The sequence below is a fragment of the Acinetobacter sp. Gutcm_16 genome, assembly GCF_028649355.1.
Classification (GTDB): Bacteria; Pseudomonadota; Gammaproteobacteria; order Pseudomonadales; family Moraxellaceae; genus Acinetobacter; species Acinetobacter johnsonii.
In genome coordinates this window covers 174,868-197,744 of record NZ_JAQSUV010000016.1, presented here as the reverse complement: position 1 = coordinate 197,744, position 22,877 = coordinate 174,868, and the positions used below count along the sequence as shown (strand labels likewise).

19 protein-coding genes are annotated in these 22,877 nt (G+C 42.7%); 10 read left to right on the top strand and 9 right to left on the bottom strand.

What is annotated here, in order from left to right; translation table 11 throughout:
* The 3 genes from PTT44_RS02980 to rplU all read right to left on the bottom strand — a co-directional run.
* Positions 1-507 (bottom strand): collagen-like protein (locus PTT44_RS02980; protein WP_273795531.1); only part of this gene is annotated, 507 nt, incomplete at its 3' end.
* 181 nt (positions 508-688) lie between these two features.
* Positions 689-943 (bottom strand): 50S ribosomal protein L27, encoded by a 255-nt coding sequence (rpmA, locus tag PTT44_RS02975; RefSeq protein WP_004695443.1) that lies wholly within the window; start codon positions 941-943, stop codon positions 689-691.
* Between the two features lie 19 nt (positions 944-962).
* Positions 963-1,274, bottom strand: a complete 312-nt coding sequence (rplU, locus tag PTT44_RS02970; protein ID WP_004695441.1) for a 50S ribosomal protein L21 — start codon at positions 1,272-1,274, stop codon at positions 963-965.
* 466 nt (positions 1,275-1,740) lie between these two features.
* Here rplU and sdsA point away from each other — a divergent pair, with 466 nt between their 5' ends.
* The 9 genes from sdsA (at position 1,741) to PTT44_RS02925 (ending at position 13,596) form a co-directional block, all read left to right on the top strand.
* Positions 1,741-2,718, top strand: coding sequence for an All-trans-nonaprenyl-diphosphate synthase (sdsA, locus tag PTT44_RS02965; RefSeq protein WP_168158187.1), 978 nt, complete (start codon positions 1,741-1,743; stop codon positions 2,716-2,718).
* A 33-nt stretch (positions 2,719-2,751) separates the two neighbouring features.
* Positions 2,752-4,806 (top strand): site-specific recombinase, encoded by a 2,055-nt coding sequence (locus PTT44_RS02960; RefSeq protein WP_159152590.1) that lies wholly within the window; start codon positions 2,752-2,754, stop codon positions 4,804-4,806.
* 146 nt (positions 4,807-4,952) lie between these two features.
* Entirely contained in the window at positions 4,953-5,564 is a 612-nt protein-coding gene (locus tag PTT44_RS02955) for a phosphatase PAP2 family protein (protein WP_148825621.1), read from the top strand.
* A 25-nt stretch (positions 5,565-5,589) separates the two neighbouring features.
* Entirely contained in the window at positions 5,590-6,834 is a 1,245-nt protein-coding gene (locus PTT44_RS02950) for an efflux RND transporter periplasmic adaptor subunit (protein WP_168158188.1), read from the top strand.
* A 12-nt stretch (positions 6,835-6,846) separates the two neighbouring features.
* A complete protein-coding gene (locus PTT44_RS02945; protein WP_168158189.1) occupies positions 6,847-10,023 on the top strand; it encodes an efflux RND transporter permease subunit in 3,177 nt (1,058 codons plus the stop codon).
* Positions 10,023-11,480 carry a multidrug efflux RND transporter AdeIJK outer membrane channel subunit AdeK gene (gene adeK, locus PTT44_RS02940; protein WP_058870125.1) on the top strand — a complete coding sequence of 486 codons (1,458 nt, stop codon included), beginning with the start codon at positions 10,023-10,025 and terminating at the stop codon, positions 11,478-11,480. The genes PTT44_RS02945 and adeK overlap by 1 nt, the downstream gene beginning before the upstream one ends.
* Before the next feature lie 103 nt (positions 11,481-11,583).
* Positions 11,584-11,940, top strand: coding sequence for a YbjQ family protein (locus tag PTT44_RS02935; protein ID WP_168158190.1), 357 nt, complete (start codon positions 11,584-11,586; stop codon positions 11,938-11,940).
* Between the two features lie 3 nt (positions 11,941-11,943).
* Complete coding sequence (locus PTT44_RS02930) at positions 11,944-12,381, top strand: YbjQ family protein (RefSeq protein ID WP_168158191.1); 438 nt, start codon at positions 11,944-11,946, stop codon at positions 12,379-12,381.
* 180 nt (positions 12,382-12,561) lie between these two features.
* On the top strand, positions 12,562-13,596 hold the full coding sequence (locus PTT44_RS02925) for an agmatine deiminase family protein (protein ID WP_168158192.1): 1,035 nt from the start codon (positions 12,562-12,564) through the stop codon (positions 13,594-13,596).
* A gap of 99 nt (positions 13,597-13,695) precedes the next feature.
* On the opposite strand, the gene PTT44_RS02920 is transcribed toward PTT44_RS02925, so the two are convergent.
* Together PTT44_RS02920 and PTT44_RS02915 are read right to left on the bottom strand one after the other, a co-directional pair.
* Entirely contained in the window at positions 13,696-14,502 is an 807-nt protein-coding gene (locus PTT44_RS02920) for an SDR family NAD(P)-dependent oxidoreductase (protein ID WP_078389117.1), read from the bottom strand.
* A 12-nt stretch (positions 14,503-14,514) separates the two neighbouring features.
* Entirely contained in the window at positions 14,515-15,189 is a 675-nt protein-coding gene (locus PTT44_RS02915) for a hypothetical protein (RefSeq protein WP_168158193.1), read from the bottom strand.
* A gap of 183 nt (positions 15,190-15,372) precedes the next feature.
* Between PTT44_RS02915 and PTT44_RS02910 the strand changes: the two genes are divergently transcribed.
* The gene (locus tag PTT44_RS02910) at positions 15,373-18,267 is read left to right on the top strand and encodes a valine--tRNA ligase (protein ID WP_168158194.1); all 2,895 of its coding nucleotides are present in this window, start codon (positions 15,373-15,375) and stop codon (positions 18,265-18,267) included.
* 48 nt (positions 18,268-18,315) lie between these two features.
* On the opposite strand, the gene PTT44_RS02905 is transcribed toward PTT44_RS02910, so the two are convergent.
* The 4 genes from PTT44_RS02905 to PTT44_RS02890 all read right to left on the bottom strand — a co-directional run bounded on the left by PTT44_RS02905 (position 18,316) and on the right by PTT44_RS02890 (position 22,841).
* A complete protein-coding gene (locus tag PTT44_RS02905) occupies positions 18,316-19,380 on the bottom strand; it encodes a GTP pyrophosphokinase (RefSeq protein ID WP_168158195.1) in 1,065 nt (354 codons plus the stop codon).
* Positions 19,381-19,557: 177 nt separating this feature from the next.
* Complete coding sequence (locus tag PTT44_RS02900; RefSeq protein ID WP_168158196.1) at positions 19,558-19,926, bottom strand: endonuclease domain-containing protein; 369 nt, start codon at positions 19,924-19,926, stop codon at positions 19,558-19,560.
* Between the two features lie 147 nt (positions 19,927-20,073).
* Complete coding sequence (locus PTT44_RS02895) at positions 20,074-21,096, bottom strand: molecular chaperone DnaJ (protein WP_168158197.1); 1,023 nt, start codon at positions 21,094-21,096, stop codon at positions 20,074-20,076.
* Positions 21,097-21,173: 77 nt separating this feature from the next.
* A complete protein-coding gene (locus tag PTT44_RS02890) occupies positions 21,174-22,841 on the bottom strand; it encodes a sensor domain-containing diguanylate cyclase (protein WP_168158198.1) in 1,668 nt (555 codons plus the stop codon).
* Positions 22,842-22,877 lie beyond the last annotated feature (36 nt).

The window sequence follows — 22,877 nt, the reverse complement described above, 5'->3', positions numbered from 1 at the left end:
ATCACCTTTTACACCTTGGATACCTTGCTCACCCTGTAAACCTTGGAGACCTTGTTCACCTTGGAGACCTTGTTCACCTTGTGCTCCAGTGGCACCCTGAAGACTCTCTATCCAAGCTGTTTCATTTTCGAGATCAGTTTTATTTGGATCAGGATTATAACTCATTGTATTGACCGCAATTTCATATGCACTCAACCCATCCTCACCATCAGCTCCTGCAGGTCCTGCTGGTCCTGGTATTCCACTTCCAGGACAACTACCTGTGTCTTGATTAGAATTACACGAACCTGCAAAAACATTTGTATTCGCTGTCATTAAAATCGCACTTAAAACAAGCACGTTCATAGCAAACCTTTGTAGACAATGGTTTGGCTTAAGTGTTTGTAGATTCATTGCAGCAGAAACTGCAGTACTAATATGAGTATGTTCTTGTTTTAAGTTCTGACCAGAGACTTTCATTATCTGGCTGTCTGGATTACCCAAGACATTTGTATCTATTTTATTCATATCCGTCTGCCTTTCTTTTAATTTTGTTTCTTTATTACACACCTATTTTTTGTGATGCACATCACTATTTATTGGTATTTGGTGCTTTATTTCAAAATATAAAAACACAAGAAAAATAAGCTAACAATATGAATAGACGAAAAAAAACCCACAAAATGTGGGTTTTTCTTACTATTAAAACTTACGCTTCAACAGTTACGTAGCGACGGCCAAACTGACCTTTCACTTCGAATTTTACTACGCCGTCAGCGGTTGCAAACAAAGTATGGTCACGGCCCATACCAACGTTTTGACCTGCGTGGAATTCTGTACCACGTTGACGAACGATGATGTTACCAGCAGTCACAGATTGACCACCGTAAATTTTAACACCAAGCATTTTAGGGTTCGAATCACGACCGTTCTTAGTCGAACCACCGGCTTTTTTAGTTGCCATGTCTCATTACTCCTCGTGATTAGCCTGAAATAGCTGTAATTTTCAACTCAGTGAACCATTGACGGTGACCTTGTTGTTTACGGTAGTGTTTACGACGACGCATTTTTACAATACGGATTTTGTCGTGACGACCATGGCTAACTACTTCAGCAGTTACAGTAGCGCCAGCAACAACTGGAGCACCGATTTGAATGCTGTCACCATTTACTAGCATTAATACGTCATCAAACGTAATAGTTGCGCCAGTTTCAGCTTTCAACAATTCAACTTTAAGGGTTTCACCCTCTACAACACGGTGCTGTTTACCACCGCTTTGGATTACTGCGTACATAATGTACTCCAAACATGCCCGTGTCGTCGTGCCGATAAAGGAAGATATCGATCTTAATACGAACGCCACTGGGGTTAATCAAGGGCAAGGATTTTAAGTGATATTGACTCAAACAACAAGAGATTTGCCGAACTTATTAGACTAAATTAACGATTATTTAATAATCGAGAAAAACTCAATCAACAAATTACAGTTCAACTCTTGCTTGACTTTGCTTACAATGAAATAGATTTTTAAAATCAATCCGCTATAGTATAGATGAATTGATTTTTAAAATGTAAATAAGCCTACAAATGCAGTACGCTTATACATTGGGGAAATAAGGAACTGTCTTCGTAAAATACAGTCTCGCACACTAGCGAGTCTTATTTATGATTGAAATGAATCATTTAGACATGTATTCCTATTTACACAATACTGGTAATGCTGATTTTTATCACTTTATATAGATGAGGCCGCTCTTCAAATGACCATCGATTTTAAGCAAGATATTCTCGCCCCTGTAGCTCAAGACTTTGCCACGATGGACACATTTATTAATGAAGGCATTACCTCTAAAGTGGCATTGGTCATGGCGGTGAGTAAACATGTGGTTGAAGCAGGTGGTAAACGCATGCGTCCCATTATGTGTTTATTGGCTGCCAAAGCCTGTGGTGCAGAAGACCTAGAACGCCAGCGTAAACTTGCTGCAATCATTGAAATGCTGCATACCGCAACCTTAGTCCATGATGATGTGGTCGATGAATCTGGCTTACGTCGTGGTCGCCCAACGGCCAATGCAACTTGGAACAATCAGACCGCTGTACTGGTGGGTGACTTTCTAATTTCGCGCGCCTTTGATTTGTTGGTCGATCTCGGTGATATGACCTTACTCAAAGATTTTTCTACAGGGACTTGTGAAATTGCCGAAGGTGAGGTACTACAACTTCAAGCACAGCACCAGCCTGAAACCACAGAACAAACGTATTTAGATATTATTCACGGTAAAACGTCACGTTTATTTGAACTGGCAACTGAAGGGGCTGCCATTCTTTCTGGGAGACCGCAGTACCGTGAACCGCTGCGTTTATTTGCAGGCCACTTTGGCAATGCCTTTCAAATCATTGATGATATTTTGGATTACACCTCAGATGCGGAAACATTAGGTAAAAATATTGGCGATGATTTAATGGAAGGCAAACCGACTTTGCCGTTAATCTCAGCATTGAAAAATACAACGGGTGAAGAACATGACATTGTTCGTCGAAGTATTGCGACAGGTGGAACGGCAGATCTTGATCAAGTCATTGCTATCGTAAACAGTTCTGGCGCACTCGATTACTGTCGACAACGGGCGCATGAAGAAACCGAAGCCGCACTTCAAGCCTTACAGGCTTTACCTGACAGCCAATATCGTCAAGCACTGGTCAATTTAACCCAACTGGCTTTACATCGAATTCAATAACAAATGATGCTTTAAAATGTTTTTAACTTGCCTATGCATATAAAATTTAATGATCTGTTTTCTCAAATGCAGCAACAGCTTGAGCAACCTCAAGCTGTTTTAAATGATCAACTTTTAATTGAGTTGGTGGAGCGTATTCGTCCAATAGATGCGTATCAAACCGATGAAATCCATCAAAAATTTCAAGCGCTGATTCAAGCATTACTCATCACTCCCGATGCCGCATCAACCTTACAAAGCTTTGTGCTGCGGCTTATTTCCCAATATAAACAAACCAGTCTTTATGCCGACACAGGCATCTTGTCTTTAGATGGGTTCTGGAACCAATTGTCGCAGCGTTTAGGGGCACATTTTCTCCCGCTGATTAATGACGAAACTCAACTACAAGATTTAGTCCGTCGCGTTTTCCCCAACCGAAGTGACAAATATTGGCTCGATAACATCCGAGACAGTGACTGGCTACAACTGCTGAACTTGCTCAATCACGGGCATGCCAATCAAAAAGAAAAAGTCAAAATTCGCAGTGAAGTGATTAAAGCCATTACGGTGCTGTCTTATCGGATTAGTGGTATTGGTTTATATCCAGAGTTTATTAATGCGCATCCTGAGCTGACCGAATATGAATCGCCTTTTTTAGTGCAGAACCGCGAAATTGTCGAATTCATTCAACAGTATAAAAAGGCACATCAAGAAGCTGAAACCTCGAGTGTGGTTGCCCCACCCGACGCCTCTCAAGCACTGGTCATGATTGAGCAGTGTCGTGATGTGGTATTGAAAATTCGCCGTGCGACCAAACGCATTGGGGTTAGTGTCAGTTTAACCTATCTGATTTCCTTACTTGAGCAATGCTTAGACCGCGTCGAACTGTTGCTCAATTTAATTGTAGAAGAAGGCGAAGCACACTATGAAGCGGTGAGCCTGCTCTTGGTCGACATTACCGCTGCGATTTATAGTGAACGGAGTGTGCGCTCTTTACTGACGACCAATAGTGAATTGATTGCTTTGCAGGTGACTGAAAATGCCAGTAAAACGGGCGAACACTATGTAAGTACAGACAAACAAGGCTTTTTAGCCATGTATAAGTCCGCAGCGGGTGCAGGTGTCATCATTGCAACCATGGCGACTCTAAAAATCTTGTCTGCACGAATGATCATGGCGCCGCTCATGCAAGCCTTTGTTTACAGCATGAACTACTCATTGGGATTTATGCTGATTCATGTGTTGCACTTTACCGTAGCAACCAAACAACCAGCAATGACAGCGGCGGCGCTCGCGGCAACTGTACAACAGCGCAAAGGTTCAAAAACAGCACAAATTGCTGAATTGGCGGCGCTGATTATTAATATTATTCGTACGCAATTTATTGCTATTTTAGGCAATATCTCAATTGCTATCCCTGTTGCCGCGTTTATTACTTGGGCATGGGCAACTGGTATGCACGAACCGCTACTCAACCATGCAAAAGCGGCGAAAGTCTTACATGACTTAAACCCTTTCACTTCTTTGGCCATTCCGCATGCCGCGATTGCGGGTGTCTGTTTGTTTTTATCGGGACTTTTGGCAGGTTATTTTGACAATATGGCGGTTTATCGCAAAGTCGGCCCTCGCTTAAAAGCACACCCTCGTCTCAAAACCATCATGGGACAAGAACGACTCGATAAATTTGCAGGCTATATAGAACGCAACTTAGGTGCGTTGGCGGGTAATTTTCTGTTCGGGATTATGTTAGGAAGTATGGGAACCATTGGTTATATTTTGGGTTTACCTCTAGATATTCGCCATATTGCCTTTGCTTCTGCAAACTTCATTCAAGGTCTGATGAATATTAATGGTAGTCCTGAGATTGGCTTGATTATTGTATCTTTCCTCGGGGTACTCGCTATTGGTCTGACGAATTTATTTGTTAGTTTTACCCTCACGATTATTGTGGCTTTACGTGCACGTCGGGTACGTTTTGAACAGTGGAAACCGTTAGCAAAATTGGTTTTAACCCATTTTCTAACGCGACCAAGTGACTTCTTTTGGCCACCGAAAGTACCTCTTGAAGTTGAGGAAAGTTCGAACAATACAAAACACCATACAAAATGATTTTGTACCGATTTTGAGCTCTTGTTACACTGTAAACAAAATTTTATACATGATTAATCAACACTTGAATTAAAGTGTACTGATGAGTACACTTTAACCCAGTAAATAACCGCGCTTAAATCGGTTGAAATGACACGAGTTCCAGCATGCCTTACTTGTTGCTTTTTATCGGTATTATTTTATTTATAATCAGTGTATTAGCTCTAAGCATTCAACCACTCACCGCTTTAGATCTGGCGATGGTCGAATATTTCAGCACATTAAGAACTGAGCCTATAGATAAACTTGCAATACTTTTATCAGCACTCGGTGGCATGCCGTTTGTATTATTTCTAACCACTCTATGGTGTTTCCATCGTGCATGGTATAAAAAGTATAGAGATGTTGTTTTTATTGGTTTAGGCGTTGTTGGAAGTATTGCTTCTGCTTGGCTACTTAAATTTCTAATTTCAAGACCACGCCCACCAGAAATGTTTCACCTAGTAACGAGCTATGGTGCTTCCTTTCCGAGTGCGCACAGTATGTATGCTGCCACTTTGGCGTGTCTTGCCATTTTCTTAAGTCGACCATTTCCTGCACATCGTTATGTTGTATGCATTGCTCTTTTATGGATGCTGATGATGGGAATTTCAAGAGTCTATCTTGGAGTACATTTTCCGTCCGACGTTCTCGCAGGTTGGAGCATTAGTATTATCTGGATTTCACTGCTTTACATCTTGTGTGGCAGATATACCCAATTAAATACAAATTATTTTTAGATAAGAATCTAATCGAGGTGGAACAATGATGTCGGCAAAGCTTTGGGCCCCAGCCCTTACCGCTTGCGCATTAGCAACGAGTATTGCACTTGTTGGTTGTAGCAAAGACCCAAAGGATGCGCAGCAAGCTGGCGCTTCTCAACAAATGCCACCTACTGAAGTCGGTGTCATTGTTGCACAACCGCAAAATGTAGAACAATCAGTAGAGTTATCTGGCAGAACCACGGCATTTGAAATCTCTGAAGTTCGCCCACAAACGAGTGGAATCATTCTAAAACGTTTGTTTGCGGAAGGCAGTTATGTACGTGAAGGCCAGGCACTTTATGAACTTGATTCTCGTACAAACCGCGCAACATTTGATAATGCCAAAGCAGCATTATTACAACAAGAAGCAAATTTAAGCACGCTCAGAACTAAACTAAATCGTTATCAACAACTGGTTTCAAGCAATGCTGTTGCGAAACAAGACTATGACGACTTAGTGGGTCAAGTAAATGTCGCTGAGGCACAAGTGGCAGCAGCACGTGCACAAGTTAAAAATGCTGAAGTGGACTTAGGTTATTCAACCATCCGCTCACCAATTTCAGGTCAAACCAACCGCTCTACAGTTACAGCTGGTGCTTTGGTGACTGCAAACCAAACAGAACCATTGGTGACGATTCAACGTTTAGACCCGATCTATGTTGATATCAACCAATCGAGTTCTGAACTTCTTCGTTTACGTCAACAATTGAGTAAAGGTAGCTTAGACAGCAGTAACAACACGCGTGTGAAGCTGAAACTAGAAGATGGCAGTGACTATCCAATCGAAGGCCGTTTAGCGTTCTCTGATGCCAGTGTCAACCCAGATACAGGAACTGTGACGATTCGTGCGGTGTTCCCGAACCCGAATCACTTGTTGCTTCCTGGTATGTTTGCCAATGCACAAATCGTTCAAGGCGTAATCCCGAATGCGATGTTAGTGCCGCAAATTGCAGTGACTCGCACACCAACAGGTCAAGCGATGGCAATGATTGTGAATGACAAAGGCATCGTAGAGCCTCGTCAAATCACCACAGTTGGTATTCAAGGCCAAGACTGGATTGTGACTGAAGGCCTTAAAACAGGTGAAAAAGTTATTGTTGACGGAATAGCTAAAGTTAAAGCTGAACAGAAAGTTGTTGCGAAGCCGTATCAACCTAAAGCAGCAGCACCTCAAGCTCCAACAACGGATGCTAAAAAGACAGAAGCTGGTGCAAAAACTGAACAAAAAGCTACTTCAAACGCATAAGGGGTAGACTGAATGGCTCAATTTTTTATTCATCGCCCCATTTTTGCGTGGGTGATTGCACTGGTCATTATGTTGGCGGGTATTCTCACGCTGACAAAAATGCCAGTTGCCCAATATCCGACGATTGCACCGCCCACGGTGACAATCTCTGCAACTTATCCGGGTGCTTCTGCACAGACTGTTGAGAACACAGTCACTCAGATCATTGAACAACAAATGAATGGTCTGGATGGTCTACGTTATATCTCTTCAAACAGTGCGGGTAATGGTCAAGCGTCTATTAACTTGAACTTCGAACAAGGCATCGATCCTGATATTGCTCAAGTTCAAGTACAAAACAAACTGCAATCGGCAACGGCGCTTTTACCTGAAGATGTGCAACGTCAAGGTGTAAAAGTCACCAAATCTGGTGCGAGTTTTATGCAGGTTCTTGCATTTTACTCTCCAGATGGAAGCCTATCTGCGTCAGACATTAAAGACTATGTAAACTCAAACATCTCTGAACCGCTTAGCCGTGTTGCAGGTGTGGGTGAACTTCAAGTCTTTGGTGGTTCATACGCGATGCGTATTTGGCTAGACCCTGCCAAAATGACCAGCCTACAAGTGACACCAACTGATATTGCAGCTGCGATTAATGCGCAAAACTCGCAAGTGGCGGTAGGTCAGTTAGGCGGTGCACCATCTGTGCAAGGTCAAGTGCTGAATGCAACGGTGAATGCTCAAAGCATGTTGCAAACCCCTGAACAATTTAGAAATATTTTTCTAAAAAATACGGCTTCAGGTGCTCAAGTTCGCTTGGGTGATGTTGCGCGTGTTGAACTCGGTTCAGATAACTATCAATTTGACTCTAAATTTAATGGTAAAGCTGCGGGCGGTGTCGCAATTAAACTAGCAACAGGCGCTAATGCACTAGATACTGCTGCGGCTGTTGAAGAACGTTTAAATGAACTACGTAAAAACTATCCAGATGGTTTAAAAGATCAACTGGCTTATGACACCACACCATTTATTAAGCTGTCGATTGAAAGTGTTGTACACACATTAATTGAAGCTGTCGTGTTGGTGTTCATTGTCATGTTCTTATTCTTACAGAACTGGCGTGCCACGGTTATTCCAACATTGGCTGTTCCAGTGGTTGTATTGGGTACATTTGCGGTCATTAACATCTTCGGTTTCTCAATCAACACGCTCACTATGTTTGCGATGGTCTTGGCCATTGGTCTTCTGGTCGATGATGCGATTGTTGTGGTGGAAAACGTCGAACGTGTCATGCAAGAAGAACACCTCGACCCTGTGGCTGCAACTGAAAAATCAATGCAACAGATTTCTGGTGCCTTGGTCGGTATTACCAGTGTGTTAACCGCAGTATTCGTACCGATGGCATTCTTCGCGGGAACAACGGGTGTTATTTACCGTCAGTTCTCGATTACGCTTGTTACCGCAATGATTTTGTCACTGATCGTGGCATTAACCTTCACCCCTGCCCTGTGTGCAACCTTGTTAAAACAACATGATGCAAACAAGCCAGAAAGTAATAATATTTTTGCGCGATTCTTCCGTTGGTTTAACAGTAGCTTTGAAAAAGTTGCCGTGAAATACCAAGGCGGTGTCAACCGCATGACACACCATAAACTATTCTCTGGTGTGGTTTATCTACTGGTGCTTGCAGGTTTATTCGGTCTGTATAAAGCCTTACCTTCTTCATTCTTACCAGATGAGGACCAAGGTGTCGTCATGACGTTAGTTCAGCTTCCACCAAGTGCAAGCCTTGAACGTACAGACAAAGTCGTGTCTAGCATGACGGATTACTTCCTGAATAAAGAAAAAGAGCATGTAGAGTCGATCTTTACAGTTTCTGGTTTCTCGTTCACAGGTGTCGGTCAAAACGCGGGTCTTGCCTTTATTAAACTGAAGGACTGGAGTGAGCGTACGACACCTGAGTCGCAAATTGGTGCCATCATTCAACGCGGCATGTCATTGAACATGATTAAAGATGCGTCTTACATCATGCCATTACAATTACCTGCAATGCCTGAGTTAGGTGTGTCGGCTGGTTTTGACATCCAGTTGAAAGATGCAAGTGGTCAAGGTCATGAGAAATTGATTGCTGCACGTAATGCTATTTTAGGTATGGCTGCACAAGACAAACGTCTTGCAGGCGTCCGTCCTAATGGTCAAGAAGATACACCTCAGTACCAAATCAATATTGATCAAGCGCAAGCGGGTGCAATGGGTGTCAGCATTGCGGATATCAATACAACCATGAGCATGGCTTGGGGTGGTACCTATATCAATGACTTCGTTGACCGTGGCCGTGTGAAAAAGGTATATGTCCAAGGTGAAGCGAATACACGTATGATGCCTGAAGACTTGAACAAGTGGTATGTGCGTAATAGTAGTGGCACGATGGTTCCTTTCTCAGCGTTTGCAACAGGCGAATGGACTTATGGTTCACCACGTCTAGAGCGTTATAACGGTGTATCTTCTGTAAACATCCAAGGTACTCCAGCACCGGGCGTAAGTTCGGGTGATGCGATGCTCGCGATGGAAGAAATTATTGGCAAGTTACCGTCTATGGGCTTACAAGGTTTCGACTATGAATGGACAGGTTTATCTTTAGAAGAACGTGATTCGGGTAATCAAACAGGTCCGCTGCTTGTTCTTTCAATGCTTATCGTCTTCTTATGTCTTGCCGCATTGTATGAAAGCTGGTCTATCCCTGTTTCAGTCTTGCTGGTTGTACCACTCGGTATTCTTGGTGCATTTGCATTGACATGGTTAGGTATGATCATTAAGGGCGATCCAAACTTATCGTTTAACATCTACTTCCAAGTTGCGATTGTTGCCGTGATTGGTCTTTCTGCGAAAAATGCGATCTTGATCGTAGAGTTTGCAAAAGAGTTGCAAGAACAAGGCGAAGACTTGTTTGATGCAACCCTTCATGCTGCAAAAATGCGTTTACGCCCAATTATCATGACCACCCTTGCATTCGGTTTTGGTGTCCTTCCGCTTGCCCTTTCAACAGGTGCTGGTGCAGGGAGTCAACACTCGGTAGGCTTTGGTGTCCTTGGTGGTGTAATTAGTTCTACACTGTTGGGTATTTTCTTCATTCCAGTATTCTTTGTTTGGATTCGTAGTATTTTCAAATACAAACCTAAGAAACAAAATAATCAGGAGCAAACATCGTGATGCAAAAAGTATGGTCTATTTCAGGTCGTAGCATTGCGGTATCTGCACTTGCGCTTGCTTTGACTGCATGTCAAAGCATGCGTGGTCCAGAACCCGTCGCTCAAGCGGATATCCCAACAGGATATATTGGTTCAACGACAGGTCCATCTGTTGCAGAACAAGGCTATAAAGACTTTTTTGCTGATCAGCGTTTAGTCCAAGTCATCGAGTTAGCACTAGCCAATAACCGTGACCTCCGTACGGCGACTTTAAATATTCAACGTGCTCAGCAAGCGTATCAAATTAGCGAAAACAACCAACTGCCAACCATTGGTGCAAGTGGTAGTGTGCTTCGCCAAGATACACTCAGCTCGAATAAGCCAATCACAACGTATAATGTTGGCCTTGGCGTAACTGCGTATGAGTTAGACTTTTGGGGTCGTGTTCGTAGCTTAAAAGACAATGCTTTAGACAGCTATTTAGCGACTCAAAGTGCGCGTGATGCAACTCAAATTTCGTTGATTGGTCAGGTTGCGCAAGCATGGCTGAGCTATTCGTTTGCCAATGCCAATTTAAAACTGGCAGACCAAACCTTAAAAGCACAGCTTGAGTCGTACAATCTGAACAAAAAACGTTTTGATGTAGGTATCGACAGCGAAGTTCCTGTACGCCAAGCGCAAATTTCTGTTGAAACCGCACGTAATGACGTTGCGAACTACAAGACTCAACTTGCACAAGCACAGAACTTACTCAACCTGTTGGTGGGTCAGCCTGTTCCTGCAAACTTATTGTCTCCTCAACCTGTGAAACGCATTACCCAAAGTACGGCGTTGACAGCGGGCTTGCCAAGCGACTTGTTGAATAACCGTCCTGATGTCCGTGCTGCGGAATATCAATTGTCTGCTGCGGGTGCCAACATTGGTGCGGCAAAAGCACAGTTGTACCCAACCATCAGCTTAACGGGTACGGCAGGTTATGCATCGACAGATTTAAGCGATTTGTTTAAATCAGGTGCCTTTGTATGGTCACTTGGCCCAAGCTTGGATATTCCAATCTTTGACTGGGGCACACGTCGTGCCAATGTGAAGATTTCAGAAACTGACCAAAAAATTGCATTGTCAGATTATGAAAAAACCATTCAAACCGCTTTCCGCGAAGTGAATGATGCCTTGGCAGTACGTGAAAATATTGGTGACCGTCTAGCAGCGCAGCGTCGTCTAGTAGATGCAACCAACACCACTTATAAACTTTCAACGGCCCGCTTCCGTGCAGGTATTGATAACTACCTCACCGTACTTGATGCACAGCGTACATCGTACTCGGCGGAACAAGGGTTGTTATTGCTTGAACAAGCAAACTTAAACAATCAAGTTGAAGTGTATAAAACCCTCGGTGGCGGCGTTAAAGCCAACACGACGGATCAAGTGGTGAAACAGCCTTCTTCTTCAGATGTGAAATACAACAAAACAGCAAACTAAGCTTTGCAACATCAAAAGCTCACTTCGGTGGGCTTTTTTATTGCTTTTTGCTGGGCTTTTTCCTATCTTCAAAGATAATCAAATCATTTGAATATTGAACATTATGCTTTTAAGTAACCTTGAGTCTGTTCCTGGACATCGCATTTCTCAACAACTGGATGTGGTCTATGGCAGTACGGTTCGGAGTAAACATGTCGGGCGCGACTTTTTGGCAGGGTTAAAAAATATTGTTGGTGGTGAGCTCACTGCCTATACCGAACTTTTAGAAGAATCCCGCCAAGAAGCCATGAATCGTATGCTTGCAAAAGCACAAGGCTTAGGGGCCAATGCCATTGTAGGTATTCGTTTTTCAACTTCTAACATTGCCCAAGGTGCATCTGAGTTATTTGTTTATGGCACTGCGGTCCGTGTCACACCGTTAGACAACCATCTTCCCGACCCATTTCCAACACAGGCCTAAGCAATGGAAAGTTTAGTTTTCCAACTCGTGATCTTTGCGGTGCTCTTTAGCGTCGGTTTTGGCTTTGGTCGCTACAATGAACGTAAACATTTGGCGGAGCTTGAACAGAATGAGAAGCGTCTTGCCTACATTACCGTGGGTAATTTACGCAAAGTAAGCTTCGAGCAGTCTGGGCACATGATCAGTAGCAATGTTGTGATTTCTCATGATTATTTCAAATATGTACTGGCGACCGTGCAAAACTTTTTTGGGGGTAGACTCACCAGCTATGAAAGTGTTGTCGATCGTGCCCGTCGTGAAGCCATCGTCCGACTCAAACTTGAAGCGGAAAAACACGGCGCAACGCATATTGCTTGTATGCGACTGGCGACCACAGAAATGGGCATGCAAGGCGGTATGGTCGAAGTCTTTGCTTATGGGACTGCCATTCAAAATCCTTAAACAGCGACTATTGACCAATCATCCATTCACTAAACTCAAACAGCATGAGCGTTCAAAATAGCTCATGTTCGCTCACCTTCTATCGTACATTCGGACGGTAGATTGCTCACTAGAGCATAATTCTCTACACTGAACACAATAAAAATGGACATTACCTACACTGTAAATAGGTCACAGATAATGAAATCTTTAGCAATGAAAATAAGTATGGCTGTACTCAGCATGATTCCACTTGTAGCCAAAGCTGAATTAATTGTACTGGCATCGCCTCAAAGTAATGATGCGTACTATGCAAAAATGATTGATGATATTTTTGATTTTCACGTCGATTATGCAAAAAAAATTATTAAAAATGGAGACAATGTCGTTGTTCTGACGGACAAAGGCCTCTACCCCGACTATGTCAAAGCCTTGGGCAAAAAGCATGTGGCCATCGCACCGATGCATGACATTTGGATGCGCGACTTCACCAGCGCTAATCCAGCTCAACCCGTCATGTTCCGCTACACGGCGGCAGGACAAGGTGGCGCTAAAAAAGGTCAGGCCATTTCAGATGAAGTACAAGACGAGTTTAAATACTACAGCCAAAAGGCTGGCTTACAGTTTACGCAAAGCAAACTATTGAATGATGGCGGAAACTGGGTGGAAGATGGTTATGGCAATGTCGTCCTCAGCACCAAATTTCTAGCGGATAACAAGCTCACCGAAAGCGAAGCGCGTAAAGAACTCATGGCTCTAACAGGTGCAAAGCAGATTGCGTTTATTGAAGCCGATGAACAAGGGGGCTTGGAACATGCCGATGGCGTAGTAAGCTTTGTCGACCAAAATACATTGGTGATTAACTCTTACCCTGAAGATCCCGACTATGCCAAGCAACTCAAAGCAGATTTAAAGCGCGGCATTCCCAATGTTAAAATTCGCGAAATCATCACCCCTTATGATGGCAGCGAAATCTACGATGAAAAATTTGGTTCTGCATGTGGTTTATACACCAACATGCTCGTCACGCCTGAACGGATTTACTTCCCGCAATTTGGGATTAAAGAAGATGCTGTCGCGTTAAAGCAAATTCGTAGTGTAACCAAACGGACTGTTGTTCCAGTACAGTCTTCTAATGTCTGTCATATGGGCGGTGGTGTGCGCTGTATGTCTTGGCAAGTGCGTGGGAAAAATGCGGAATTGTTTTTAAACTATTTAAATAAAATCAGTAAGTAGTGCAGTGCGGCTCCCCTATCAATACATGGGGGGATGGGATATGGGAACAACATCCCCAAAAAGGCAGGTGGAAGAGACGTTCCTCCTGCCTTTTTCAATTTACTTCACTTTCATCTTACGAATCATTTTATACAACGTTGTAGGCGATAAACGAGACACCAGAACCCCCATTTTCTCTTTGCGACCACCGACTACAATGTATTCTTCACCTTTAAGCAAAGCACTCACCACCGTTTGCGCAAAAATATCGGGTTCTAGACCATTTTCAATCGCTTCGTCTTGATGACCCTGTGGTTTACCCTCGCCATTTAAAGCATTAAACGAGACATTGGTTTTAACAAAGCCTGGGAAAATCACCGATACATCTACGCCCTCATTGGCCACTTCGGCACGCAGGCTATTTGCCCACATATGAATGGCTGCTTTGGCTGCTGAATAACTGGCACGGTACTGCGTCCCCAATAAGCCTGCAACACTCGAAACAAAAGCAATACGTCCAGATTTTTGTGCTAAAAATGTCGGTAGAACGGTTTTGGTTAAAAACACTTGTGAGAAATAATCCACTTCCATAATCGCGCGTTCAGTCTGCATGCTGGTGTCAGCAATCAAGGCACGTTGGCTTAAACCCGCATTATTAATCAACCAATCAATTCGACCTTTTTTCTGTAGCACTTGCTCATAGGCATGGCGAACTTGAGCTTCGTCGGTAATGTCCGCACAAATGGAAATGTGTTGATCTGGATTCAGCAGTCCGACACGAACTTTCTCGAGTTCGTCAAAACGTCTTGCCGTGAGTACGACCTCTGCCCCCTGTAAAGCACATTCTTTGGCCAGTGCTTCACCTAACCCTGAAGATGCCCCCGTAATCCACACCACTTTAGCGTCTAAACTGTTTAACTGTGCCATGTCCTTATTGCCTCATACCGAAGTTTTATTTGCAGATTGATCATTTAAAAAAGTCAGGAAATGATCGAAATATTGACTCATCATCTGCGCATCATAGATACGCCCTAATTTATCAAAACGTTTATAGCCCAACTGGGTCGTTAAGTTAATCACCCCATTTAGTGTTTTATCGACCACCAGATTAAATTTAAGCATTTTTTTGGGTTCACGAACCAGACTGGTCACCCCTTGATCGACAATTTGCGTAAACACCTTCAAAGCTGGAGCAACATAACTGTTATTGCCCTTTTCCATCTGTTCCGCACAACCCAAAAGTTCGGTGACTAAGGTTTTTTCGACTGGGTAGCTTAAAAAATGCATGCTCTCGGTGTCATACATCATTTGCTCTAGATAATTCACCATTGGAATTAGACGGTCATTTGAAAAAAACGACACGGACCACGGCATGTACTTACGTATAGTGTCTACAATGTGCTGAATAATTTTCTCAGACTCCCCATCGCCTGAGGTAGACAAGCGTGCAAGATCGCCAAAGACTTGATCAATCACTTCACATGAAATATCCGCTAAAACCTCACCCAAAGGTTTGGCAAGACTTTGGCTTTCGCCGGCATTAAGCTGTTGATGAATGTGGGCAAAGCGTTGGTGAGTTTCAGGTTTTAATTTTAATGATATTTGATAAGTCATAATGATCCCCCCTTTTTTTGATTTTTACTGCGAACACTGCGCACTCTAGGTTTAGACACATCATAAAGCGCTCTGCATCATGTCGCAATTGCTAGATCAACGCATTTGCTTTACATGCCCCCATTTGCGATTTCTTTGCTACAATAGATACAATTTTTTATCTACTTTTGAACTGTTTGAACTATGACTGATTCAGCGCAAAATATCGCTACAACTTACGATCCGACCGAGATCGAGAAAAAATGGTACCAAACTTGGGAAGAACGTGGCTATTTCAAGCCCTCTGAAAAAGGTGAGTCATTTTGTATCATGATTCCACCACCAAACGTCACCGGTAGCTTGCACATGGGTCATGGTTTTAACAATGCCATTATGGATGCCTTAACACGCTACAACCGTATGTCAGGTAAAAATACCTTATGGCAACCGGGTACAGACCATGCGGGTATTGCAACGCAAATGGTGGTTGAACGTCAATTAGGTGCTCAAGGTGTCAGCCGCCATGACCTTGGTCGTGAAAAATTCATCGAAAAAATCTGGGAATGGAAAGAACAATCGGGCGACACCATCACCCGTCAAATCCGTCGTTTAGGTTCATCAGTCGATTGGTCGCGTGAACGCTTTACGATGGATGAAGGTTTATCCAATGCTGTAAAGGAAGTGTTCGTTAAACTGCACGAAGACGGTTTGATTTACCGTGGCAAACGTTTGGTAAACTGGGATCCGAAGCTACAAACTGCCCTTTCTGACCTTGAAGTTGAGTCGGATAAAGAAGAAGCAGGTTCACTGTGGCACTTCAAATATTTCTTTGAAGATAAAAACCTACGTACGCATGATGGTAAAGACCATATCGTTGTCGCAACCACTCGTCCTGAAACCTTGCTCGGTGATACCGCTGTTGCTGTGGCACTGGATGATGAGCGCTATACGCACCTCGTTGGTCAGAACATTATCCTGCCAATTACAGGTCGTGCTGTTCCAATCGTTAAAGATGAATATGTCGATAAAGAATTCGGTACAGGCTGTGTGAAAATCACCCCTGCGCACGACTTTAACGACTATGAAGTCGGTAAGCGTTGTGAATTGCCAATCATCAATATCTTCAATAAAAATGCAGAAGTATTGGCTGAGTTTGAATACATCGCGAAAGCGGGTGAGCAAATTTCTAAAACCATTGCTGCACCTGCGGACTATATTGGTTTAGAGCGTTTTGAAGCACGTAAAAAATTGGTTGAACAAGCAGAGGCTGAAGGCTGGTTAGATCAAATCCAACCTTATACCTTGAAACCACCTCGCGGTGACCGTTCAGGCGTAATCGTTGAGCCACTTTTGACCGATCAATGGTATGTGAAAATTGCACCATTGGCGCAACCTGCCATTGAAGCGGTTCAAGACGGTCGCATCAAGTTCGTGCCTGAACAGTACAGCAACATGTACATGGCGTGGATGAACAACATTCAAGACTGGTGTATCTCTCGTCAACTTTGGTGGGGTCACCGTATCCCAGCTTGGTACGATGCTGAAGGCAACATCTATGTCGGTCGTGACGAAGCGGAAGTCCGTGCCAAAAATAACATCCCTGCTGATGTTACGCTTAGCCAAGACGAAGACGTACTCGACACTTGGTTCTCTTCTGCGCTGTGGACCTTCTCAACTCTTGGTTGGACGGGTGATGCCAAGAAAGATGCGGAAAACTATTTCCTCAATACCTTCCACCCAACTGATGTGTTAGTGACTGGTTTTGACATCATCTTCTTCTGGGTTGCTCGTATGATTATGTTTACGATGCATTTCATGAAGAATGAAGATGGTACGCCACAAGTCCCGTTTAAAACGGTCTATGTTCACGGTCTAGTTCGTGATGGCGAAGGTCAAAAAATGTCGAAGTCTAAGGGCAACGTGCTTGACCCATTAGATTTGATTGACGGTGTAGACCTTGAGACTTTGGTACAAAAACGTACTACAGGTCTAATGAACCCGAAACAAGCGGCAAAGATTGAAAAATCAACCCGTAAAGAATTCCCAGAAGGCATTCAAGCCTATGGTACAGATGCGGTTCGCTTCACTTTCTGTGCACTTGCCAACACGGGTCGTGACATTAAGTTCGATATGAAACGTGTCGAAGGCTACCGTAACTTTGCTAACAAAATCTGGAACGCAACTCGTTTCGTGATGATGAACTGTGAAGAGCAAGTGATTGGTACTGAAGTTCGTCAAGACCTTTGGGAATTGCCTGAACAGTGGATCATGAGCCGTCTGCAAAAAGCAGAAGCTGCGGTACAACAAGCCTTTGCAACTTACCGTTTAGACTTGGCTGCACAAGCGATTTACGAGTTCATTTGGAATGAATACTGTGACTGGTATGTCGAACTGACGAAACCTGTTCTGAATGATGAAAACGTATCGGTTGAACGTAAAGCTGAAGTTCGTCGTGTACTTCTTGCGGTGATGGAAGCATCTTTACGTCTTGCACACCCAATCATGCCGTATTTGACTGAGGAAATTTGGCAGACACTTGCACCGAAACTTGGTATTTCTGGCGAAACCATCATGCTGGCGCAGTACCCTGTTGCTAACCCTGAGCGTGTAAACGAACAGGCTGAAGCAGATATGCAATGGCTTCAAGGTTTGATTGGTGCAGTACGTAACATCCGTGGTGAAATGGGCTTAGGTAATGCACGTCTATTACCAGTATTGCTACAAAACACGACGGAAGCTGAAAAAGCACAGATCACGCGTATTGAAGCCTTGTTTAAAGCTTTAGCTAAAGTAGAAAGCATTACTTTCTTGGCGGATGCTGAACAACCACCATTGTCTTCTTCATCTGTTGTAGGTCACGTGTCTGTCTTTGTTCCAATGAAGGGCTTGATTGACCCGAAAGCGGAACTTGGTCGTTTACAGAAAGACTTAGACAAAGTGCAAAAGCAGCATGACGTCATTGCAGGCAAACTTTCGAATGAAGGTTTTGTAGCGAAAGCACCTGCAGCTGTGGTTGAAGGTGAAAAAGTGAAACTGGCTGAGTTTGCTGACCAGTTAGCGAAGATTAAAGCGAATATGGAGCAGATTGCGGCTCTTTAATGCTGTGATTTGATATAAAAAATCCCCTCATTTGAGGGGATTTTTTGACTAATCTTCAAATATCACGCCATAGTGTTTATGGGTTTTAATAATTTCATCTTCAGAATATTTCTGTAATAAAAATTCAAACCCACAACGATCATTACTAGCCCATTTATTTTTTATTTCAGAATAAGAATTTTTAAAATACTTATTCATATCCGTTATTAACATAACATCCCTTAAAAAACCAATATAACTATTTTCACCTGAAAATTTATAAGTTTGACTCACTTCTTTTATTAATTTATCTAACTCATTTAAAGATTTAATTCCGAAATCTTCTAACTCTTTAATTACATCTAACGTTATCAGCTCTGCATCAAATGTACCCACACTAATTAAATGGGAATATTTTTCATCCAATAAAGAATTAATACCTATAGTTGTTAACTCAAACTCTTTATCATTTCTCTCGTCATTAATATCAATTTCTTTTGCATAATTTTCAATTTCTACTGTAAGACGATTAAACTCCAAATCAGCTGATTCTAATAATCCTGAAAGAAGCTTGAAACGTCTATTAAGATGTGATGGTAATTTCCCTCCTAACTTATAGCCTCGATCATGCTCTATTTCTGCCCATGCATGTTCTAACGCAGTTCTAATCTGAATCTCAAAGCATAATCCCTTATAAGCTGAGAACTCTGGTAGTTTTACACGCTCTTCTCCTACATCACATACAAAATGTACTGATCGATAACCAACTTTTTCTTCTCCTAAGCTTTCGGATTTATTTACACTATCCGCTTGATGCACATTAAACATTTCTTTAACTAAATCACAAACTTTTTGCACATCAGCTTCAATCAAGGTAATTACACGAATTCCTGCCAAATCAGTCATTAAAGCTGGACTGTAATCTTTCTCTGAAAGTTTATCTTTAATTTTTTTTAGGAAACTTTTTTTAGTTTTATGTCGGAAAGGAACATCTACAAAGCTAATTTTTTGCGAAATTAATGAATTTTTTAAGGTTACAGCAATAATTTCCGCTAATCCTTTGTATGGATCAATATTATTGTCATACCATAGACCATGATCTTCTTTAGTTTTAATTTCCACTTTTGAATTCATTAGACCCTCAAATTATATTCTTAATTATTTGTTTTATATCATTTTCAAAAAAATCAATCACGCTATTTTTAATAGACCCTCACTCCAACCATCTCCCATAGGGAGAGGGAGCCCCATCTGACCTAAAGATTACGCATGAATTTAACAATGGATGTTCCCTCTCCTTTTAGGAGAGGGTTAGGGAGAGGTCTGTTTAAATTCAGAACATCTCCGCCACAAATCATCCAACACCACATCCGTCCGCCCCAGCACATCATGATTCCAATACCGTACAACTCTAAAACCCAAAGTTTCTAAAAAATTGGTACGTTCAGCATCATATTCAATCGCATCGTCTGTGCCATGTTGACTGCCATCTAACTCAATGACTAAACCTAATTCATGACAGTAAAAATCCACAATATAGGGAGCAATCACATACTGTCTGCGAAATTTCAAATTCATAAATCGTTTAGCACGGAGTAGTTGCCACATAAGGTGTTCTGCATCAGTAGCATTGCTTCGCATGGTTTTGGCGAATTCTAATAATTGTGGGTCTAGTTTCATTTTTTATTTTCCATTTTAATTACCCTCACCCCAGCCCTCTCCCTGAGGGAGAGGGAGCATCCTTTGTGAATTTAATAATTATTCGATACGCAATGAAGTTCCCTCTCCTTCTAGGAGATGAGCGGCGCTGCTGCGCAAGGGGAGAGGTTACAGCACCCCATGCCCCAACAACATCTCTACCCCACTCATCTTTTTCATATGCTTTAACCGCTCTTTTTCCCACTTCAACTGCTGTTTTAACTCAGCAACATCCTTATCAATTACCTTATACATATCATTTATTTTGAGCTGCGTAGTGTTGATATGACTGCTCAAATGAAAAGACGCAAAAATCTCCTCTAACTGACTTTGCAAGTTCTGACTCTGCGTTTCCAAAGACAACTGATAAAACTTCACTTGTTCCGAACTTAAAGCTTTTGAGCTTAGGCCTTTATTGGTCTCTAGCTGTAATTGGAGTTTCAGTAAATAAAATAAATCCTGCTCTGCGTAAGCTTCATTGACCGTCTGCAAAAGTTCAGTCTTATCTAACTTCTTCGCTTCATCAGGTTCACGGTCAGGGTGAATCATGGCGGCAATTTTTAAATATACGGTTTTCAGCGACTGGGCTGCCATTTGGGCGGCTTGCTCACGTTTTTCTTGCTGTTTTAACTGCTTGGCACGTTCTCGCTCTGCTTCATATTGGGCAGAATTATGTTCATAATTTTCCCAGTCTACGTCCACGTTTTGTTCTACCGTTTCAGCGAGGTCATGACTTTGTATTGAGTTCGCTTTGGTTTTCTTCACGCGTATATGCTCTGCATGCTGCATATAGAAAGTATCCACTTTCTCTACCTGTTCTTTCTGCGCGGAAGTTAGCATCTGTGATTTTTTTAGCATCTTGGCTAAAGCGGCTATTTTGGTGTCAATCTGTACTAAATTAGCTTTGCTAAAGGCATCGCTGGCCAAGTGATTCCACAGAGTATCGAGCTGTTCAAATAAAACTGCATGTAACTCACTATACACTGGTAAAAGCTTGCTGCGCGTATGGTTTTGAATATCGGCTTGCGCATTTTGCCATGCTGCCAGCTCTTGTTTTTGCTGTTCAATACGCTCAATCAAACGATTTAATTTTTTCTGCTGCGGGGAGCGCTCAACCTTAGGCAGTTGGCTCATTTTTATATCGTAAGACATCACAACAATGCACAGTAAAGCAGAAGATACGTCAGTGTAGCAGATCGCCCCAATCTGCCACAGTCAAAGTCTAAATGTTAAAGTGCAACCACACGGTTACGCCCTTGCGCTTTGGCTTGGTACAAATGCTGGTCAGCACGGCGCATGGCGGTCTGTGCATCACTATCTGTGACCTGAACCACACTCACCCCAATACTAATACTGATGGGATGCTGATCCAAAATTGGGGCTTGTTCGACAGCTTGACGTAGATTTTCAGCCAAAACCATTGCACCTTCAAGCGTGGTCGTAGGCAACAGCACCACAAACTCTTCACCACCATAACGAGCAACAAAGTCCGACTCACGGATGTTCGAAGACAACACCTGTGCCACGCCTTTTAAGACTCGATCACCCACCTCATGCCCATACTGATCATTCACTTTTTTAAAGTAATCTACATCCAACAACAGCACCGCATAGCCCACATGACTACGTGTAAACTGAGCGTATAAATAGTCCAGATAATCGGTCAATGCACGGCGGTTATATAATCCTGTCAGTGCATCATGCCGTGCCAACTTTTCTAATTCTATATTGGCCGTTTTAAGTTCCTGTGTGCGTTCCTGAACCTTTTGTTCAAGCGTTGTATTGGCATCCATTAACTGATGTTTTTGGGTCAACAGTGTGTCGGTCATACGATTTAATGACTGTGACAAGCCTTTGATTTCTCGAATACTGGTATTCGCCTCAAAATAAACGTCCTCACGTCCCTGCTCGACTGCATGCGCACTTTTTGCCAAGTTTTCAATTGGACGGCTAAAACGATTCGCTAAGCGATAAGTCACAAAAAGTAGCAGTAATGAAATCACAAAACCAATAGCTAAGATTTGATGTTGCAGTGACCGAACTTCTACCAAGGCTATCGAAACTCGCTGGCGAATCATGACATGCCAACCCAAGTTCATCTGTGTTTTTGAAAATACAGGAACATCCGTGGTGAGGTAGTTTTGTCCCTCTCCCCAGTCATGCACAAAGTAATTGCCATGTTGTTTGCTAAAACTCGGAGGGTTCACCTGACCAATACTTTTAAACGGATATAGAATTTCACCCACTTGGTTCACAATGAACACTTCAATCCCACGTTGTGCAGCATTTTCAGATAGCGAGCTTTTCAGCACATGGCTTGCCCAGCTCCAGTCTGCATGCGCAGCCAAAACGCCTTTTATTTTATGCGTCGTAGGGTCATAAATGGGAGTTGCAAAATCAATAAATCGCATCGGTTCATTCGGGTTAATGGCCTTGATTTTTTTGGCGAGTAGAACAGCCTTGTGTACATCGCCCAAATACACTCGCTTGGAACCGTGAATAAACCAATCTCGCTCAGATACATCTGCACCTTGCAATAAATGATTTGCTGCAACTTCGACTTTACCTTCGGGGTTCGCAATCCCAAGCCATGCATAATATTGATATGATTTTTTAACTTGATCGAGTTGCTGTTGAACACGTGGATTATTAAAGTCTGCCTCAGCAATAAACGGTGATTGACTCAAAAGCACCATTTCCCGTTCACGTTCTGTCAACGAATTTGCCAAAGTATTACTGATACTCTTCGCAGCAATATATAAGGTTTGACCGCTGGATTTACTCATTTGAGCCGAAGCAGTTTTACCGATATATAAGGTAATACAGAGCCCCAAAGTAAACGCCAAACCAGCAAATAACACCATCAACCGATTACGAAATGAATCCATTTTTAGCATTTACCCCACTGCTCCTCAGTTTAAAGTGTTTCAGTC

What these genes read in the sequence shown, in the direction of transcription:
- PTT44_RS02910 (WP_168158194.1), top strand. Translation starts at nt 15,373, where the DNA reads ATGACTGATTCAGCGCAAAATATCGCTACAACTTACGATCCGACCGAG.
- rpmA (WP_004695443.1), bottom strand. Translation starts at nt 943, where the DNA reads ATGGCAACTAAAAAAGCCGGTGGTTCGACTAAGAACGGTCGTGATTCG.
- PTT44_RS02900 (WP_168158196.1), bottom strand. Translation starts at nt 19,926, where the DNA reads ATGAAACTAGACCCACAATTATTAGAATTCGCCAAAACCATGCGAAGC.
- PTT44_RS02960 (WP_159152590.1), top strand. Translation starts at nt 2,752, where the DNA reads ATGCATATAAAATTTAATGATCTGTTTTCTCAAATGCAGCAACAGCTT.
- PTT44_RS02925 (WP_168158192.1), top strand. Translation starts at nt 12,562, where the DNA reads ATGAAATCTTTAGCAATGAAAATAAGTATGGCTGTACTCAGCATGATT.
- PTT44_RS02895 (WP_168158197.1), bottom strand. Translation starts at nt 21,096, where the DNA reads ATGTCTTACGATATAAAAATGAGCCAACTGCCTAAGGTTGAGCGCTCC.
- PTT44_RS02890 (WP_168158198.1), bottom strand. Translation starts at nt 22,841, where the DNA reads ATGCTAAAAATGGATTCATTTCGTAATCGGTTGATGGTGTTATTTGCT.
- PTT44_RS02950 (WP_168158188.1), top strand. Translation starts at nt 5,590, where the DNA reads ATGATGTCGGCAAAGCTTTGGGCCCCAGCCCTTACCGCTTGCGCATTA.
- rplU (WP_004695441.1), bottom strand. Translation starts at nt 1,274, where the DNA reads ATGTACGCAGTAATCCAAAGCGGTGGTAAACAGCACCGTGTTGTAGAG.
- PTT44_RS02930 (WP_168158191.1), top strand. Translation starts at nt 11,944, where the DNA reads ATGGAAAGTTTAGTTTTCCAACTCGTGATCTTTGCGGTGCTCTTTAGC.
- PTT44_RS02915 (WP_168158193.1), bottom strand. Translation starts at nt 15,189, where the DNA reads ATGACTTATCAAATATCATTAAAATTAAAACCTGAAACTCACCAACGC.
- adeK (WP_058870125.1), top strand. Translation starts at nt 10,023, where the DNA reads ATGCAAAAAGTATGGTCTATTTCAGGTCGTAGCATTGCGGTATCTGCA.
- PTT44_RS02955 (WP_148825621.1), top strand. Translation starts at nt 4,953, where the DNA reads ATGCCTTACTTGTTGCTTTTTATCGGTATTATTTTATTTATAATCAGT.
- PTT44_RS02945 (WP_168158189.1), top strand. Translation starts at nt 6,847, where the DNA reads ATGGCTCAATTTTTTATTCATCGCCCCATTTTTGCGTGGGTGATTGCA.
- PTT44_RS02920 (WP_078389117.1), bottom strand. Translation starts at nt 14,502, where the DNA reads ATGGCACAGTTAAACAGTTTAGACGCTAAAGTGGTGTGGATTACGGGG.
- sdsA (WP_168158187.1), top strand. Translation starts at nt 1,741, where the DNA reads ATGACCATCGATTTTAAGCAAGATATTCTCGCCCCTGTAGCTCAAGAC.
- PTT44_RS02905 (WP_168158195.1), bottom strand. Translation starts at nt 19,380, where the DNA reads ATGAATTCAAAAGTGGAAATTAAAACTAAAGAAGATCATGGTCTATGG.
- PTT44_RS02935 (WP_168158190.1), top strand. Translation starts at nt 11,584, where the DNA reads ATGCTTTTAAGTAACCTTGAGTCTGTTCCTGGACATCGCATTTCTCAA.